This is a genomic window from Bradyrhizobium sp. HKCCYLRH3061 (assembly GCF_051168015.1).
GTDB lineage: Bacteria > Pseudomonadota > Alphaproteobacteria > Rhizobiales > Xanthobacteraceae > Bradyrhizobium.
The window spans coordinates 409,216-424,806 of record NZ_JBNPUE010000002.1 but is presented as its reverse complement, the minus strand read 5'-3'; the positions used below and the strand labels follow the sequence as shown (position 1 = coordinate 424,806).

Below are 15,591 nucleotides of genomic sequence, written 5' to 3'. Positions count from 1 at the left end.
GCGAAGCGACGAAGCAATCCAGAGTCGCGGGCGTGGCCCTGGATTGCTTCGCTTCGCTCGCAATGACGAAAAGTGAGATGATCATCTGGGCTAAGCGGTGCCGTCACTTGCCGGCCTCGCGCTGCTTCATGCGCGGGTCGAGCGCGTCGCGGGCGGCGTCGCCGATCAGGTTGATCGACAGGATCGCGATCGACAGCAGCAGGCCGGGCCAGAAGATCAGCGACGGCTTGATCTGGAAGTAGGAGCGGCCCTCGGCCATGATGTTGCCCCAGGTCGGCGTCTCCGGGCTGATGCCGGCGCCGAGGAACGACAGGATCGCCTCGGTGAGAATCGCGGCGGCGCAGATGTAGGTGCCCTGGACGATCAGCGGCGCGATCGTGTTCGGCATCAGGTGCCGCCACATGATCTTGGGCATCGACGTGCCCAATGAAATCGCGGCCTCGACATAGGGCTCCTCGCGCGCGGTCAGCACGACGGAGCGGACGAGGCGAGCGACGCGCGGGATCTCGACGATGGTGATCGCGATCATCACGGTGCCGACGCTGGCGCCGGACAGCGACACCACGGCGATGGCGAGCAGGATGCTCGGGATCGCCATCAGGCCGTCCATCACCCGCATCATGATGGCGTCGACCCAGCGGAAGAAGCCGGAGACGAGGCCGATCACCAGGCCGATCGCGATCGAGATGATCGCCGCGCCGACGCCGACCAGAAGCGAGATGCGGCCGCCATAGATCGTGCGCGACAACAGGTCGCGGCCGTAGGCGTCGGTGCCGAGAAGATATTGCGCGCTCGACGGCTTGAGCCGCTGCGCCGGCGCGAGCAGCACCGGGTCGTGCGGCGCCAGCAGCGGCGCCAGGATCGAGATGATCACGATCAGCGACAGGCACACCGTGGCCACGGCGATGATCGGGGTCGAGGTCAGAAAGCCGAACCGGGGCCCGAGTCGCGTGGTGACCGGGATCGACGGCTCAGGAGTGGTGACGATTGCCATCGGAACAGGGCCTCAGTAGCGGATGCGGGGATCGAGCAGGGTGTAGGCGAGGTCGATCAGCAGATTGACCGCGAGGTAGATGAAGGAGGTCAGAAGGATCATGCCCTGGATGACCGGATAGTCGCGCGCCAGCACGGCGTCGACGGTGAGGCGGCCGATGCCCGGCAGGTTGAACACGCTCTCGGTGACCACGACGCCGGAGATCAGCAGCGCGAAGCCGGAGCCGATCACGGTGATGACGGGCACCGCCGCATTGCGCAGCGCGTGCCGCAGCAGCACCGCGATCTCGCTGACGCCCTTGGCGCGGGCGGTGCGCACGAAGTCCTCGCCGAGCACATCGAGCATCGCGGCGCGCGTCATGCGCGCGATCAGTGCGACATAGATGAAGGACAAGGCGCAGGTCGGCAGGATGATGCGCTCGAAGAACGGGCCGAAGCCAGCGCTGAGACTCTTGAAGCCCTGAACGGGGACCCAGCGCAGGTTGATCGCGAACACCTGGATCAGGATGTAGCCGATGACGAACACCGGCACCGAGAAGCCGATCACCGAGAGCGCCATCACGAAACGATCGATCCAGGTGCCGTGCTTCCAGGCCGCGATGACGCCGAGCGGGACGGCGACGAGGATCGACAGGATGATGGTCGAGATCGCGACCGAGATCGACGGCTCGATGCGCTGGCCGATCATCTGCAGCACCGGCACCTTCGAGATCAGCGAGACGCCGAGATCGCCATGCAGCAGCTGATTGATCCAGGTGAAGAACTGGATGTAGAGCGGCTCGTGCAAGCCGAGCGTGATGCGGATGCGCTCGAGCTGCTCCGGAGTCGCGTTGTCGCCGGCGAGAATCGCGGCGGGATCGCCCGGCGTCAGCCGCAGCAGGAGAAAGACGAACAGCGCCACCACGCCCATCACGGGGATGGACGCGAGGATGCGGCGAAGCAGATAACCGATCATCTTGAGAGAACCGCCTTCATGGTGCTGGGGCGACGCGCGCAACGTCGTGAGAGAGTGTGCATGTCACCGATGTCCATCGCTTTCAAGGTCTCCGATGTGCGCTCGCCCGCTCCTGCGCGCAGGATGACACGGTGTTCGTGATCCGCGCGAACCATCGCATTTGCGAACAATGTCGCAGCACTTTTGCGGCGAACCTTCTCGGAAACTTTGCAAGCCGCATGCCATCATGCGCGCGCTGCGGAGTGATTGTCCACTCGCCCCGTGCAGGTCCCGGAAAATGAAACCGTGCTGCTGCGCAGCGTAGCCCGGGCGAGCGCAGCGACCGCGCCGACGAGCGGGACCCGCATGTCGCTGACGCTCATGCGGGCTGCGCGCCGTCGCGTGCCGCGATCTAGTCGAGCGTCGCGAGCAGTCCCGCCATCAGGCGGCCGCGCTCGGCGAGGCTGTCGATCTCGATGTGCTCGTTCAGAGTGTGCATGTCGGTGCCGCGCACCCCTAGGCCGTCGAGGGTTGGAATGCCGAGCGCGCCGGTGAAATTGCCATCCGAGCCGCCGCCTGCCGAGCCGTGCGGCAGCGACAGGCCGAGCTGCTCGGCGATTCCGCGCGCCTTGTCGTACAGCGCCATGGTTCCGGAATCCGGCTCCCACACCGGCCGCGTCACGCCGCGCGTCACCTTGAAGGTCACGTCGTCGGTGGTGCCGGACAGGGCCAGCATGCGCTCCACGCCGCGATCGAGGTCGGCCTGCCGTTTCGCCATGCTGAGCGCTTCGCCGGTGGCGGTGGTGGCGACGCAATTGACCCACTGGCCGCCATGCACGATGCCGACCGAGAAGGTGCAGTCCTCTGTCGTCATGCCATCGATGGCGAGGATCTGTCGCGCCATTTCCCGGATCGCGGAACGGCCCGCGCCGAGCCGCGCGCCGGCATGGCTCGGACGTCCGATCGCCTCGAGATTGAAGCGGGCGATGGCATAGCGGCCGGTCACCACGCCATTGTCCTGGCGGCCCGGCTCGGGCACCAGCACATATTTGTTGCGCTGCGCCTCGGCTTCGATGATGTCGCGGGTCGAGGGCGTGCCGACCTCCTCGTCAGGCGTGAACAGGACGGTGATCGGCAGCGGCGTCGCGATGGACGCCTTGCTCAACTGGCGGATCGCTTCCAGCGAGAGATAGTTGCCGCCTTTCATGTCGCAGATGCCGGGCCCGTAGCATCTGTTGCCCTCGCGGCGCCACGGCAGCTTGGCCAGCGTGCCGACGGGGTGAACGGTATCCATGTGGCCGGCGATCAGGATGCCCGGCTCACCCTGCCGCGGGTGCGGGAAGCGGGCGCGCACGCAGCCGGCGAAGCCCTGGCGTCCGGCGATGCGCTCGATCGTCGCACCCATGATCGCCATGTCGCGCGCGGCAAGATCCAGCATGCGCTCCACCGCGGCGGCGTCCCAGGTCGGACTTTCGCATTCGACCCAGCCGCGCAAGCCCTGCAGCATGATGTCGGTATCGAAGGGAAGATGGGCTGGATTCATTTGTGCTCTCTCAAGGCTTTGTCGCGATCTCATGACACGAGACGGAGTTGCGCACGCCTTGTAAAGCGAAAGCTATGCAGACGTTAACGGCATTCTCAGCCCAGGGCCGCATGCGCTGAATGCGGATTGACGCGAAAGGCGACCTCTGCAACTGTCGAAAGCTCGCGACTTACAGCATGTTAGTTCGCACAAGGATTGATCTGCACGCCCAACGAATGGTCTGGATCTGATCAGTTTCAGGTCAAACCATCCACTCAGGAGACCTCGTAATGTTCCACAGCCCGCGCTGGAAACGTCTGACGCTCGCGACGAGCCTCGCCGTTTCCATGCTTTCGCTCTCGACGGCGCTGAGCACCCAGGCCATCGCAGCCGGCAAGAAGACGATCACGGCGGTGATGCATTCGGATCTGCGCGTCATCGATCCCGGATTCACGACGGCCTACATCACCCGTGACCATGGCTACATGGTCTACGACACGCTGCTGGCGACCGATTCGAATTTCAAGGTCCAGCCGCAGATGGCGGATTGGAAGATCTCCGACGACAAGCTGACCTACACCTTCACCCTGCGCGACGGCCTGAAATGGCATGACGGCACGCCGGTGACCGCCGAGGACTGCGTCGCCTCGCTGAAGCGCTGGGGCCGCAACGACGGCATGGGCCAGAAGCTGATGGACTTCACGGCGAGCCTCGAGGCTGCGGATGCCAAGACCATCGTGCTCAAGTTGAAGGAGCCCTATGGACTCGTCCTGGAGTCGATCGCCAAGCCGTCCTCGCTGGTGCCGTTCATGATGCCGAAGCGTCTCGCCGAGACGCCGGCGGGCCAGCAGATTCCCGAGCAGATCGGCTCGGGCCCGTTCAAATTCGTCAAGGCGGAATTCCAGCCGGGCGTGAAGGCGGTGTACGAGAAGAACACCGACTACGTGCCGCGCAAGGAGCCGGCGAGCTGGACGTCCGGCGGCAAGGTGGTGAAGGTCGACCGCGTCGAGTGGATCACGATGCCGGATGCGCAGACCGCGGTGAACGCGCTGCAGTCAGGCGACATCGACTTCATGGAGAACCTTCCCTACGACATGCTGCCGGTGCTGGAGGCGAACTCCGAGCTCAAGATCGACGTGCTGAACAAGTTCGGCTTCCAGACGCTCGGCCGCATGAACTTCCTCAACCCGCCGTTCGACAACGTGAAGGTGCGCCGCGCGGCCTTCCTCGCGCTGAACCAGAAGGACGTGCTCGACGCGCTGGTCGGCAATGAGAAGTATCAGAAGATCTGCGGCGCCGTGTTCGTGTGCGGCACGCCGCTCGAGACCGACGTCGGCGCCGAGACGCTGATCAAGGGCAACGGCATGGCGGAAGCCAAGAAGGCGCTTGCCGAGTCCGGCTATGACGGCACGCCGATCGCGATCATGGCGCCGGGCGACGTCACCACCCTGAAGGCGCAGCCCGTGGTGGCGGCGCAACTGTTGCGCGAGGCCGGTTTCAAGGTCGACCTGCAGGCCACCGACTGGCAGACCGTGGTGACGCGGCGCGCCAGCCAGAAACCTGTGAAGGAGGGCGGCTGGAACATGTTCTTCACCAACTGGGTCGGCGCCGACGTCGCCAATCCCGTGGTGAACGTCTCGGTCGGCGGCCGTGGCACAAAGGGCGGCTGGTTCGGCTGGGCCGAGGATGCCGAGATCGAGAAGCTGCGCGACGCCTATGCGCGATCGTCCTCGCTCGACGAGCAGAAGAAGATCGCCACCGAGATCCAGAAGCTGAACTACGAGAAGGTGATCTACATCCCGCTCGGCCAGTATCTGGTACCGAGCGGCTGGCGCAAGTCGCTGAGCGGCGTGCTCGACGGCCCGGCGACGCCGCTGTTCTGGAACGTCGACAAGAGCGAGTAGGCGGCGAACGCACTCGTGATGCAAACAAAGACGCGGCGAAGTGGAAACTTCGCCGCGTCTCTTTTTTGTTCCCGCATTCGCCCGTGCGTGAGCGCCCTTCAGCAGTGCGGATCGCGCACCGCTTCGAGACCCTCGACCATCAAGGGCGGGCTGATCTGATCCTGGGACGGGTTCTTCTCGGTGCGGATCGGCATGGCCGGACGTCGGCTGTCCCGCGGTTTGGTGACTTCATTCGGCATCATCAGGCTCCTTGCTGCTGCGCATAACAGACCGGGAGCCGCCGAGTTCCAGATGGCGGGACGCGTTCGACGCAATCGCGATATGTGCATTCGCGTGATGCGGCGACCCATGCGCCCGTGGCGATTGACCTGCGATGGAACTGCTGCAAGTCTCCTCGCCGAGACTGTTTGCTGATGCGTTTGCAGACGCGACGCACGACGCCTCGTCGGGCCTTGATCGGGACCCGGGCCATCGGATGAAAGCTCACGCCAAGAGAGATCGCATGTCACATACTCCGCGCCGGACCGCATCCGGGCTCGTTTCACGGTTCGTCGCCGCGGTCATGGCCGTGTCGATGGCGGGCGTGACGACGCAGGCCTTCGCCGCCGGCAAGAAGACGATCACGGCAGTGATGCATTCCGACCTGCGCGTCATCGATCCCGTGTTCACGCCGGCCTACATCACACGCGACCACGGCTACATGGTGTACGACACCCTGCTCGGGACGGACGCCAAGTTTCAGGTCCAGCCGCAGATGGCGGACTGGAAGGTCTCCGACGACAAGCTGACCTACACCTTCACCCTGCGCGACGGCCTGAAGTGGCACGACGGCACTGATGTCACCGCCGAGGACTGCGTCGCCTCGCTGAGGCGCTGGAGCCGCAACGACAGCATGGGCCAGAAGCTGATGGAGGCGACCGCCTCGCTCGAGGCCACCGACGCCAAGACCATCACCTTGAAGCTGAAGCAGCCGTACGGCCTGGTGCTGGAGTCGATCGGCAAGCCGTCGTCCTACGTACCGTTCATGATGCCGAAGCGTCTCGCCGAGACGCCCGCGAACCAGCAGATCTCGGAGCAGATCGGCTCCGGACCGTTCAAGTTCGTCAAGGCGGAATTCCAGCCGGGCGTGAAGGCGGTCTATGAGAAGAACACCGACTACGTGCCGCGCAAGGAGCCGCCGAGCTGGACGGCCGGCGGCAAGGTGGTGAAGGTCGATCGCGTCGAGTGGGTCTCGATGCCCGATGCGCAGACGGCCGTCAACGCGCTGCAGGCCGGCGATATCGACTTCATGGAATTTCCGCCGCTCGACCTCGAGCCGGTGCTATCAGCCAATCCCGATCTGTCGATGAACGTGCTGAACAAGTTCGGCTATCAGACCCTGGGACGCATGAACTTCCTGTTTCCGCCGTTCGACAACGTGAAAATCCGCCGTGCGGCGTTCCTGGCGCTGAACCAGAAGGACGTGCTCGACGCGCTGGTCGGCAACGCCAAGTACTACACGATCTGCGGCGCCGTGTTCGGCTGCGGCACGCCGCTCGAATCCGACGTTGGCTCCGAGACGCTGGTGAAGGGCAACGGCATGGAGCAGGCCAAGAAGCTGCTGGCCGAGGCCGGCTATGACGGCACGCCCGTCGTGATCCTCGCGCCGGGCGATGCGATCACCCTGAAGGCGCAGCCGGTGGTCGCTGCGCAGCTGCTGCGCGCCGCCGGCTTCAAGGTCGATCTGCAGACGACGGACTGGCAGACCGTGGTGACGCGGCGTGCCAGCCAGAAGTCGCCGAAGGAGGGCGGCTGGAACATGTTCTTCACCAACTCGGTGATCGCCGACTCCGGCAATCCGATCGGCAGCACCTTCGTCGGCGCGCGCGGCCAGAAGAGCCCGTTCGGCTGGCCCGACGATCCCAAGATGGAGGAGCTGCGCGACGCCTTCGCCAAGGCCACCAAGCCGGAGGACCAGAAGCGGATCGCCGCCCAGATTCAGCAGGAGGTCTACGATCAGGTGATCTACGTGCCGCTCGGCCAATGGTTCATGCCGAGCGCCTGGCGCAAGTCGATCACCGGCGTGCTGGAAGGGCAGGCCGTGCCGGTGTTCTGGAACGTCGAGAAGAGCGAGTAGCGGAGGTCGTGTAGCCCGGATGAGCGCAGCGACATGCGGGTTCGCCACCGCCGTGCGTGAGATGCGTAGCCCGGATGTCGCTGCGCTCATCCGGGCTACGCATCTCACGCGGAACGACGATCTTCAATCACGCCTTGATCTGGTCCAGCGCCGCCAGCACCTCGCTGGATGCGACCTCGACCCGGCCGATCTCATTGAGCGCTTCCTCGATGTGCCCTGAGCTGAACAGCCGCGCCGCTTCCTTGCCGTGGCGGTGCACCGCCTCGTGCGGGCGCTCGAGGTTGCGGAATGCCGGATCCCCGGCCAAACGCCGACCGCCTTCGCCATAGTACCATTTGCCGAGCCGGCACGTGTGATGATCGGAGAGCTCGTCGGCGCGCAGTTGCAGCCGGCCGACCGACATGTCGACCAGCCGCTTTTTCCAGATCACGTGGTCGGCCTTGGCCAGTCTCACCACCTGGTGGTCCAGCGAAAGCTTGGCGATCTCGCCCAGCATCTTGCCGACCTTCGCGTCCGTCTTGCCCATGGTGTCCGCGAGCGACATCACCTCGTTGGCATTGGCGGTCGCGAGATCGGCGATGATGGTGATGCCCTGTGCGACCTCGTCGGTCGCGGCGGACTGCTCGGCGAGAATGCCGGAGATTTCGTCCATCTTGGTGCTGACCACCGCGGTCCGGGTGCCGGCCTGATCGATCGCCTGCGCCAGATCGTCCATCTCGGACATGCCGACCTCGACCGCCTTGGCGCCGCCGGCCATGGCCTCGACGATGCCGCTCATCTCGCCCTGCAGCCGCTCGATGCGGCCCTTGATGTCCTCCGTCGCCTTGGTCGTCTGCTGCGACAGGTTCTTGACCTCGGCCGCAACGACGGCGAAGCCGCGTCCGAACTCGCCGGCGCGCGCCGCCTCGATGGTGGCATTGAGCGCCAGCAGGTTGGTCTGGTTGGCGATCGCGTCGATGGTGCCGACGATGGATCCGATCTCGGCGGAGGCGGCGCTGAGATCGGCGATCTTTGCCGAGGTGTCGCGCACGGAGCTGGCGATGCCGTTCATCGTCTGCAACGTCCGCCGCACCGCGGTCACGCTGTCCTCGACGGCCTGGCGGGTCGCGGCGGCCTCGGCTGCAGCCTGGGTCGACGTCGCCCGGATGGTGTGCACGGAGGCCTGCATCTCCACCGAGGCCGAAGCGAGGCTCTGGCAGCGCTCGGATTGATTGTTGGAGGCGCCGATCAGGCGCGCCGCGCTGATCGAGGCTTCGTTGCTGTTGATGCAGAGGTCGACGATGGAATCCAGGTCCTGGGAGGCGCGGGTGGCCAGCGCGATGCCCAGGCGATGGATGGCCTCGATCAGTTGCGGCTTGAGCCTGGCACGTAGCGCGGCAGCGTCGACATCAGCGACATCGCGGTTGAGCCTGCCGTCCGCCCAGTCGCCCAGGCACCGCGCCAGCGTGTCCTGGAAGGCGTCGTGTGCGTCCGTGTCGGGGGCGGGCGGGGCATCCGACGGTTCGTTCTTTCGGCTGCGGAATCCCAGCATCGTGCCTCTCATTGATGGCGAGCCCCGGCTGGCCTCGGAACGTCGCACGCAGGTGATCGACTCGGAACGCCGGCAGCCGTTGGTTCCACCGTGGTTCGGTTGTGGTTAACGGCGGGTTTCTCCCTGCAACCGGCGGTGGCGAGATCTGCTGGATCAGACTTCGTGTTCCGCGTCGAGCCGGCATCCTTGACAGTTTGGTAAGTATTGGCTTACAGTAAGTCATGACTTACGAAGTGGCGCTGAACGTTTTGGCGGACCCGACGCGGCGGGAGGTGTTCGAGCGGCTGCGCGGCGGGCCGCGCCCGGTCCACGCGATTGCGGCGGGAATGCCGGTGTCGCGGCCGGCCGTCTCGCAGCATCTGAAGGTGCTGAAGGATGCCGGCCTGGTCGAGGAACGCAGCGAGGGGGTGCGGCGCATCTACGCTTTGCGCCGTGAGGGGTTGGCCGAGCTGCGCGACTGGCTCGACAGCTTCTGGGACGACGCGCTGCTCGCCTTCAAGATCGAGGCGGAGCGCACGCATCGGCAGACGAAAGGGAGGATCGATGAGTGAGGGTGCCGTGATTGCGCCGGTCCGGAAGCTTGTCCATGTCCGGGCGCCGATCGATCATGCCTTCGACGTGTTCACGCGCGGCCTGACGCGCTGGTGGCCGCATACGCATGGGGTTGGCCGCAAGCCGATCGAGAAGGTGCTGCTGGAGCCGAAGCTCGGCGGCCACTGGCTCGAGATCGCCGAGGACGGCACGGCGACCACGGTCGCGACCATCACGCTGTGGGAGCCGCCGCATCGCTTCATCATGCTGTGGCAGGTCGATGCGCAGTGGAAGCCGGATGCCGCGATGCGCTCGGAGGTCGACGTGCAGTTCGTGGCCGAGGGCCCGGACGCGACCCGGGTCGAACTGCTGCACCACAAGTTCGAAACCATGGGCAGCGAGGCCGGCGCGTCGATGCGGCGGGATGTCGACGGCGGCTGGCCGGGGCTGCTGCAGCGTTTCCTGGCCGAGGCCGAGCGGCCGCCGGCGTCATCATGAGAAGTTCATCATAAGCGTGGGGAGATCGTGATGTCCGAGTTCGTCGTCCATTCCGTGCCGGGAAGCCCGTTCGGGCGCAGCGTGTTGATTGCGCTGGAGGAGAAAGGCGTTCCGTATCGGCTCGCGGCGATGGCGCCGGGTGACTCCAAGGGGGCGGCGCATCTGGCGCGTCATCCCTTCGGGCGCGTGCCGGCGCTCGCGCATGACGGCTTCGCGTTGTACGAGACCCAGGCGATCCTGCGCTATCTCGACCGCGTGCTGCCCGAGCCGGCCCTGACGCCCGCGGATGTCCGGCAGGCCGCGCGCATGGACCAGGTGATGAACATCAGCGACTGGTACCTGTTCCAGGGCGTGTGCAACGTCATCCTCTTCCAGCGCATCATCGGCCCGCAATTCTTCGGCACGACCACCGACGAGGCTGCGATCGCGCGCGCGATGCCGCAGGCGAGAGCCGTCATCGCGGAGTTGTCGCGGCTGCTCGGCGAGCAGCCATTCATGGTCGGCGATCATCTGTCGCTGGCCGATCTGCAGGCCGCGCCGCAGGCGAGCTTCCTGTCGCTGACGCCGGAATGGGCGGAGCTGACCGCCGGCCATCCCAATCTCGTCGCGTGGATCGAGCGGCTGGAGGCGCGGCCGAGCTTCAAGTCCACCACCATGGCGGAGCTGACGGCGCGAGCGCAGGCGGCGTAGGCCAAGCGGCGTCGATCATGCTTCGGGTGTCGCGCTGCGACGGCCGTCGGGACGGATGGGCGACTTTCAGCCGCATGATTAATCCAGGTTATATCGCTGCGGACCGGTTCCATTTTAGCTGCGACGCAGGTCGAAGGCTTCGGCATCCGCCGCCCCCGATCGACCGCCACAGCGTCCCGATGACCGGATGACGAATCCGGGTCGGCGGGACGGAAGCGCGCGCACCCCTTGATGCTGCGATCAGAACCCGATCTCGCCGGCTGCTGCGTCTCCTGCACCCACGTCGATTCCGGATTCTGTGCCGCGCTGTTCAGGGCCTGCCGGGCGCAGTCGGCGCTGCCGCGGCTCAATCAGCAGTTCTTCAGCGTCCGGGCCGGCCAGCAGATCAAATGCCAGAGCGAGGCGCGCGACGACGTGCTCGTGCTCTGCAGCGGCTGGGCATTCCGTTACATCCAGTTGTCGGATGGCGGCCGCCAGATCCTGCGCTTCCTGCTGCCGGGCGACATCTTCTCGCCGGCGGCGATCTTCGCCAAAGGCATGAGCTTTTCGGCCAAGGCCTTGACCCAGGTCCAGGTCAGCCGGCTCGATGGCGAGGAGGTCCGCAAGCAGTGCCGTGCCGACGAGCTGGTCATGATGGAGGTGTTCCGCTCGCTCGGCGACAACGGTCGAGCCTCCTACGAGCTCATCACCGTGCTCGGCCAGCGTCCGGCCGAGCGCCGGATCGCGCATCTGCTGCTCAGCCTGATGCGGCGGGTCGCGGTGGACGGCGTGGTCCAGCACCACCGCTATCCGTTTCCCTTGAAGCAGCAGCACATCGCCGACGCCGTCGGCGTGACCTCGGTCCATGTCAGCCGCGTGCTCGCGCTGTTTCGCGATCGCAAGATCCTGACGATCGCGGAGGGCAGGCTGGAGGTCACCGATCTCGCCGAGCTGGAGCGGCTGGCGGCGCTGAACTGAGCCGGGCAGGGCAGTCGAGCGAGGCGTGCACAGGGCTGGTGCGGACGGTGGGACTCGAACCCACACGACGTTGCCATCGAGGGATTTTAAGTCCCTTGCGTCTACCGATTCCGCCACGTCCGCGCTTTGATCTTGGAGACCTGACGCATCATCCGTCGACGCCGGACGAGTTGCACTTTGACTCCAAAGCTCATCCTCTGCTTAAGCCAGCGCGAGCGCCTTGGTAAAGCCTCAATCCGGCCGTCACCAGCTGCTTTGAGATTGCCTTCGCGCTGAAGCGCTTTGTCAGGTCTGGGATCATCTGGTGCAAGACATGGACGAAGCGGCCGTTGTAAGGCACGGACCCATCACGAGAAAACGATTCGGATCCGCATGCCTTGCGGACCAGTCGTCGGGCGAGGTGAGCGTGACGAATCCGAAGACCATCGCAGAGGCGAATGCTGCCGCCGTTCGGGCCGATGTCCGCGACCGATCGGCCCAAGATCGAGCCCAAGATCGACCCCATGGCTCGCGGCCGCTGCACGATCGGGGCTGCATGACCAGCGATCGGCTTCGCGTCGCGCTGGCCGCGGGACTGCTCGGGGTGGGATCGCTGCTGTCGGGCTGCGCCGGCATGAGCGACAGTGTGTCGACCGCCTTCGCGGATCCGGCCAAGTACGAGCTCTATGACTGCAAGCAGCTCGAGGCCGAGCGCAAGGCGCTCGCCGGGCGCGCGGCCGAGCTGCAGGGCCTGATGGCCAAGGCGGAGACCGGAGCCGGCGGCGCGGTGGTGGCCGAGGTCGCCTATCGCAACGACTATATCGCGATCCGAGGCCAGACCCAGTTCGCCGAAGAGGCCTGGCGCCGCAACAAGTGCCAGGAAACTCCGGCGCCGCAGCCGGCGGCCGCCAAGCCTGGGAGGCCGGTCAAGCCGGCGGCGCGCCCCGCGCGGCCGATGGCCTCCGGTGCGGGCACGCCGTCGACCCTGCCGCGGGATGGCTCGGTCTACTGAGACGGCGCTCTCCGCCTACGGCCGCCAGTCGTAGATCCAGCTCTGCCGCGCCGACAGGCGCTGCGGGCCGAGCGCCTTGATGCTGAGATCGCGGGCCAGCGCCAGCGGTCCGGTCATGTGATAGAGCCGGCCCTGGTTGCGCGCGGTGCGCTGCACCTGGCCGACGCGCGGGCGGCGCAGCTTGGCGTAGCGTTTCAGCGCAGCCGGGATCGCGCCAGGACCGTCCGGGCGCGCCTCGCTCAGGCTCTTGGCCAGCACCACCGCATCCTCGATCGCCATTCCCGCGCCTTGCGCCGCAAACGGCAGCATGGCGTGCGCGGCGTCGCCGAGCAGCGCGACGCTGCCCTCGGTCCATTCGATGCCTTCGGGGACGCCGAACAGCGCCCATTTGCGCCAGCCGTCGACCGCATTGAGCAGCAGCCGCGCCGTCGCCGGCCAGCGCGGCGGCGCGAACGCCGCCTTCAGCTCGCCCGGATCGCCCTCCGTGCTCCAGCCCGGCCGGTTCCAGGTGCCCGGTACCACCGCAACCACATTGACCTGCCGGCCAGCCGAGATCGGATAGGCGACGAGATGGGCCGCGGGACCCATCCAGAGCTGCACCCGCGCGGCCGTCAGTTCGCGCGGCAATTGCCGGGCGTCGAGCGTGCCGCGCCAGGCGATCAGGCCGGAGAACTCGGCGCGGACCTGCGGAAACAGATGGTGCCGGACCGTCGACCACACGCCGTCGGCGCCGATCAGCGCCAGCGCCACGTCCTGGCGGCGCTCATTGCCGCGGCGATGCACCACGGTGAGGCCCTTGGCGTGGGCGACGACGTCCTCGAACTGGCAGCCGAGCCGCAGCTCGACGTCCGGATGCGCCATCACCTCCGCGGCCAGCGCCGCCTGCAGGTCGGCGCGGTGGATCACCCAATAGGGTGCGCCCGCTGCCCGGCTCGCGGCCTCGCCGAGCGGCAGGCGGGCGATCTCGCCGCCGGCCCGCGCGCTCATGATGCTGACGGCGTCCGGCACCACCGCGCGCGCGGTCAGCCGCGGCCCGAGGCCGAGGTCGAGCAGGATCCGGCTGGCATTGGGCGACAGCTGCAGGCCGGCGCCGACCTCCTCGAGCCGTTCGGCCTTCTCCAGCACGACGACGCGGAAGCCCTTGGTGGCGAGCGCGAGCGCGGCCGTCAGGCCGCCGATCCCGGCTCCCGCCACATAGACGGTACGCGATGCCACGACACGCCGATCAGGCGACGTCCTTCAGCACGCATTCCGGGGGCCGCGCCTCGCCGGCGGCGAGGTCCGGCGCATAGCGGTACAGCGTCGAGCAATACGGGCAGATGATCTCCTTGTCGTTGCCGAGATCGAGGAACACGTGCGGATGATCGAACGGCGGATTGGCGCCCACGCACATGAACTCATGCGAGCCGATCTCGATGACGGGGACACCGGCATCGTTGTTGAAATGCGGGACGATGTTATCGGCCATCGGTATTACCTCGCGTGGCAACGGGAGCGTATGCGGTCAGCACGACGGAACAGGACGGGACGGAGGTCGCACGGCCGCACGCGTCGAAAACGGCGCGACCATACTGAGCCTTGATGCCAATTCCTAGTGCTGGGAACCCGCGTTTGATGCAACGCACGCCGTTATGTTGTGGCCTGTGGATTCGACACAAACTCAGGGCCGCCGAGAAGCCCTTCTTTCGTCGAGGCCGTTGTGTCAGGCACGGAAATTACTATGTCTCTTCGCATCGTTCCCGCGAAAACGTGAAGGCGGCGTGATCTCGAAGCGAATCAAGCTGGGACTCAGTCTGGCGCTGGCCGGGCTTGCCGTCAGCGCCGCGGTCGGCGCTGCGATATGGCCGCACGCCTATGGGGCCGGAGCCATCGTCGCGGCGCAGGATGATCCGGCGAGGCTGTCGGAGCTTCAGGTCGCCTCCGTACTGCAGACCGATCCGGCGCGCATCAGCAGCGGCATCAAGGATGCGCTCGAAGCCGGCGATCCCGATCTCGCCGAGAGCTTCGTTGCGCTCGCGCGGGATCATCAGGTGGCACTCGATGACGCGCTGGTGCAGCGCGTGAGCGATGCGGCGGCCGCCGAAAAGGCACCGGCCAGCGTCGCCAAGCGGTTCGCGACCGGGCTCGTCACCGGCCAGGCCGACGACGTCGCGAGCCTGTCCGGCACCGTGGCTGGCGACCTCTTCGTGTTCGGCGACATCCGCGACGCGGTGCGCGAAGGCAAGCATCTGGTGATGGGCGAGGAGACCGACCGCCTGGTGCTGGGCCTGGCCACGGCCGGCCTTGCCGTCACTGCCGCGACCTATGCCTCGGCAGGCACTGCCGCGCCGGTGCGGGCCGGGCTGACGCTGGTGAAGGATGCGCGAAAGGTCGGCCGGCTCGGCGAGGGGCTCGCCGCCTGGGCCGGACGCTCGGCGCGGGATGTGGTCGATGCGCCGCTGTTGCAGCAGGCGGTGGCCTCGGGCTCGGTGCTTCGTCCTGGCCAGACCGCGACCGCGATCCGCGCGGCGTTCCGCGCCGAGAAGGCCGGCGCGCTGGTGCGGCTCGCCAAGGATGTCGGCCGCATCACTGAGAAGGCCGGCACGCGCGGCGCACTGGATTCGCTCAAGCTCGCCGAAGGGCCGAAGGACATCGCCCGCGCGGCGCGGCTCGCCGAGGCCAAGGGCGGCCAGACGCGCGCGATCCTGAAGCTGCTCGGCCGCGGCGCGCTGCTGCTGACCGCGGGGGCATTCAATCTCGCGCTCTGGCTGTTCGGCGCGCTGATGACGCTGCTCAGCTTCGTCGCATCGCTGAAGGCGATGACCGAGCGGGCCACCCAGGCCTGGCTCGACCGGAGCCGGCGGCGCCGCCTGCGCCGGATGCAGGCCGCGTCCGCCGCTCCCGAACTGGCCGCAACCGCGTCCTGCGGCTAGAGCATGATCCGG

At 66.8% G+C, this 15,591-nt stretch carries 15 protein-coding genes and 1 tRNA gene; 8 read left to right on the top strand and 8 right to left on the bottom strand.

Annotation, left to right across the window (positions count from 1 at the left end):
- Positions 1-103: 103 nt before the first annotated feature.
- The 3 genes from ACQR2C_RS05855 to ACQR2C_RS05845 all read right to left on the bottom strand — a co-directional run bounded on the left by ACQR2C_RS05855 (position 104) and on the right by ACQR2C_RS05845 (position 3,470).
- Entirely contained in the window at positions 104-994 is an 891-nt protein-coding gene (locus ACQR2C_RS05855; protein ID WP_315801088.1) for an ABC transporter permease, read from the bottom strand.
- A gap of 12 nt (positions 995-1,006) precedes the next feature.
- The gene (locus tag ACQR2C_RS05850; RefSeq protein ID WP_315801087.1) at positions 1,007-1,948 is read right to left on the bottom strand and encodes an ABC transporter permease; all 942 of its coding nucleotides are present in this window, start codon (positions 1,946-1,948) and stop codon (positions 1,007-1,009) included.
- Positions 1,949-2,339: 391 nt separating this feature from the next.
- Positions 2,340-3,470, bottom strand: coding sequence for a M20/M25/M40 family metallo-hydrolase (locus ACQR2C_RS05845; RefSeq protein WP_316215986.1), 1,131 nt, complete (start codon positions 3,468-3,470; stop codon positions 2,340-2,342).
- Positions 3,471-3,739: 269 nt separating this feature from the next.
- Between ACQR2C_RS05845 and ACQR2C_RS05840 the strand changes: the two genes are divergently transcribed.
- Complete coding sequence (locus ACQR2C_RS05840) at positions 3,740-5,353, top strand: ABC transporter substrate-binding protein (protein ID WP_315801085.1); 1,614 nt, start codon at positions 3,740-3,742, stop codon at positions 5,351-5,353.
- A gap of 98 nt (positions 5,354-5,451) precedes the next feature.
- Here the strand turns inward: ACQR2C_RS05840 and ACQR2C_RS05835 are convergent, their stop codons facing one another.
- Entirely contained in the window at positions 5,452-5,592 is a 141-nt protein-coding gene (locus ACQR2C_RS05835) for a hypothetical protein (protein WP_315801084.1), read from the bottom strand.
- A 263-nt stretch (positions 5,593-5,855) separates the two neighbouring features.
- On the opposite strand from ACQR2C_RS05835, the gene ACQR2C_RS05830 reads away from it, so the two are divergent.
- Entirely contained in the window at positions 5,856-7,469 is a 1,614-nt protein-coding gene (locus ACQR2C_RS05830; RefSeq protein ID WP_434880675.1) for an ABC transporter substrate-binding protein, read from the top strand.
- Between the two features lie 127 nt (positions 7,470-7,596).
- Here ACQR2C_RS05830 and ACQR2C_RS05825 read toward each other — a convergent pair whose 3' ends face one another.
- Positions 7,597-9,000 carry a methyl-accepting chemotaxis protein gene (locus tag ACQR2C_RS05825; RefSeq protein ID WP_315801082.1) on the bottom strand — a complete coding sequence of 468 codons (1,404 nt, stop codon included), beginning with the start codon at positions 8,998-9,000 and terminating at the stop codon, positions 7,597-7,599.
- Positions 9,001-9,221: 221 nt separating this feature from the next.
- Between ACQR2C_RS05825 and ACQR2C_RS05820 the strand changes: the two genes are divergently transcribed.
- The 4 genes from ACQR2C_RS05820 (at position 9,222) to ACQR2C_RS05805 (ending at position 11,676) form a co-directional block, all read left to right on the top strand.
- Entirely contained in the window at positions 9,222-9,551 is a 330-nt protein-coding gene (locus ACQR2C_RS05820) for an ArsR/SmtB family transcription factor (RefSeq protein WP_315801081.1), read from the top strand.
- Complete coding sequence (locus ACQR2C_RS05815) at positions 9,544-10,029, top strand: SRPBCC family protein (RefSeq protein ID WP_315801080.1); 486 nt, start codon at positions 9,544-9,546, stop codon at positions 10,027-10,029. Before ACQR2C_RS05820 ends, ACQR2C_RS05815 begins: the two co-directional genes overlap by 8 nt.
- 30 nt (positions 10,030-10,059) lie before the next feature.
- On the top strand, positions 10,060-10,719 hold the full coding sequence (locus tag ACQR2C_RS05810; protein ID WP_315801079.1) for a glutathione S-transferase family protein: 660 nt from the start codon (positions 10,060-10,062) through the stop codon (positions 10,717-10,719).
- Positions 10,720-10,950: 231 nt separating this feature from the next.
- Complete coding sequence (locus ACQR2C_RS05805) at positions 10,951-11,676, top strand: Crp/Fnr family transcriptional regulator (protein ID WP_315801078.1); 726 nt, start codon at positions 10,951-10,953, stop codon at positions 11,674-11,676.
- A 36-nt stretch (positions 11,677-11,712) separates the two neighbouring features.
- Here the strand turns inward: ACQR2C_RS05805 and ACQR2C_RS05800 are convergent.
- Positions 11,713-11,799, bottom strand: a tRNA-Leu gene (locus ACQR2C_RS05800).
- A gap of 412 nt (positions 11,800-12,211) precedes the next feature.
- On the opposite strand from ACQR2C_RS05800, the gene ACQR2C_RS05795 reads away from it, so the two are divergent.
- A complete protein-coding gene (locus ACQR2C_RS05795) occupies positions 12,212-12,667 on the top strand; it encodes a hypothetical protein (protein ID WP_315801077.1) in 456 nt (151 codons plus the stop codon).
- A 15-nt stretch (positions 12,668-12,682) separates the two neighbouring features.
- Here the strand turns inward: ACQR2C_RS05795 and ACQR2C_RS05790 are convergent, their stop codons facing one another.
- Both ACQR2C_RS05790 and ACQR2C_RS05785 read right to left on the bottom strand, forming a co-directional pair.
- A complete protein-coding gene (locus ACQR2C_RS05790; RefSeq protein ID WP_316215988.1) occupies positions 12,683-13,882 on the bottom strand; it encodes an FAD-dependent monooxygenase in 1,200 nt (399 codons plus the stop codon).
- Between the two features lie 10 nt (positions 13,883-13,892).
- Positions 13,893-14,135 carry a zinc-finger domain-containing protein gene (locus ACQR2C_RS05785; RefSeq protein ID WP_315714692.1) on the bottom strand — a complete coding sequence of 81 codons (243 nt, stop codon included), beginning with the start codon at positions 14,133-14,135 and terminating at the stop codon, positions 13,893-13,895.
- A 292-nt stretch (positions 14,136-14,427) separates the two neighbouring features.
- On the opposite strand from ACQR2C_RS05785, the gene ACQR2C_RS05780 reads away from it, so the two are divergent.
- Positions 14,428-15,579 (top strand): hypothetical protein, encoded by a 1,152-nt coding sequence (locus tag ACQR2C_RS05780; RefSeq protein ID WP_434880674.1) that lies wholly within the window; start codon positions 14,428-14,430, stop codon positions 15,577-15,579.
- Positions 15,580-15,591: the final 12 nt, after the last annotated feature.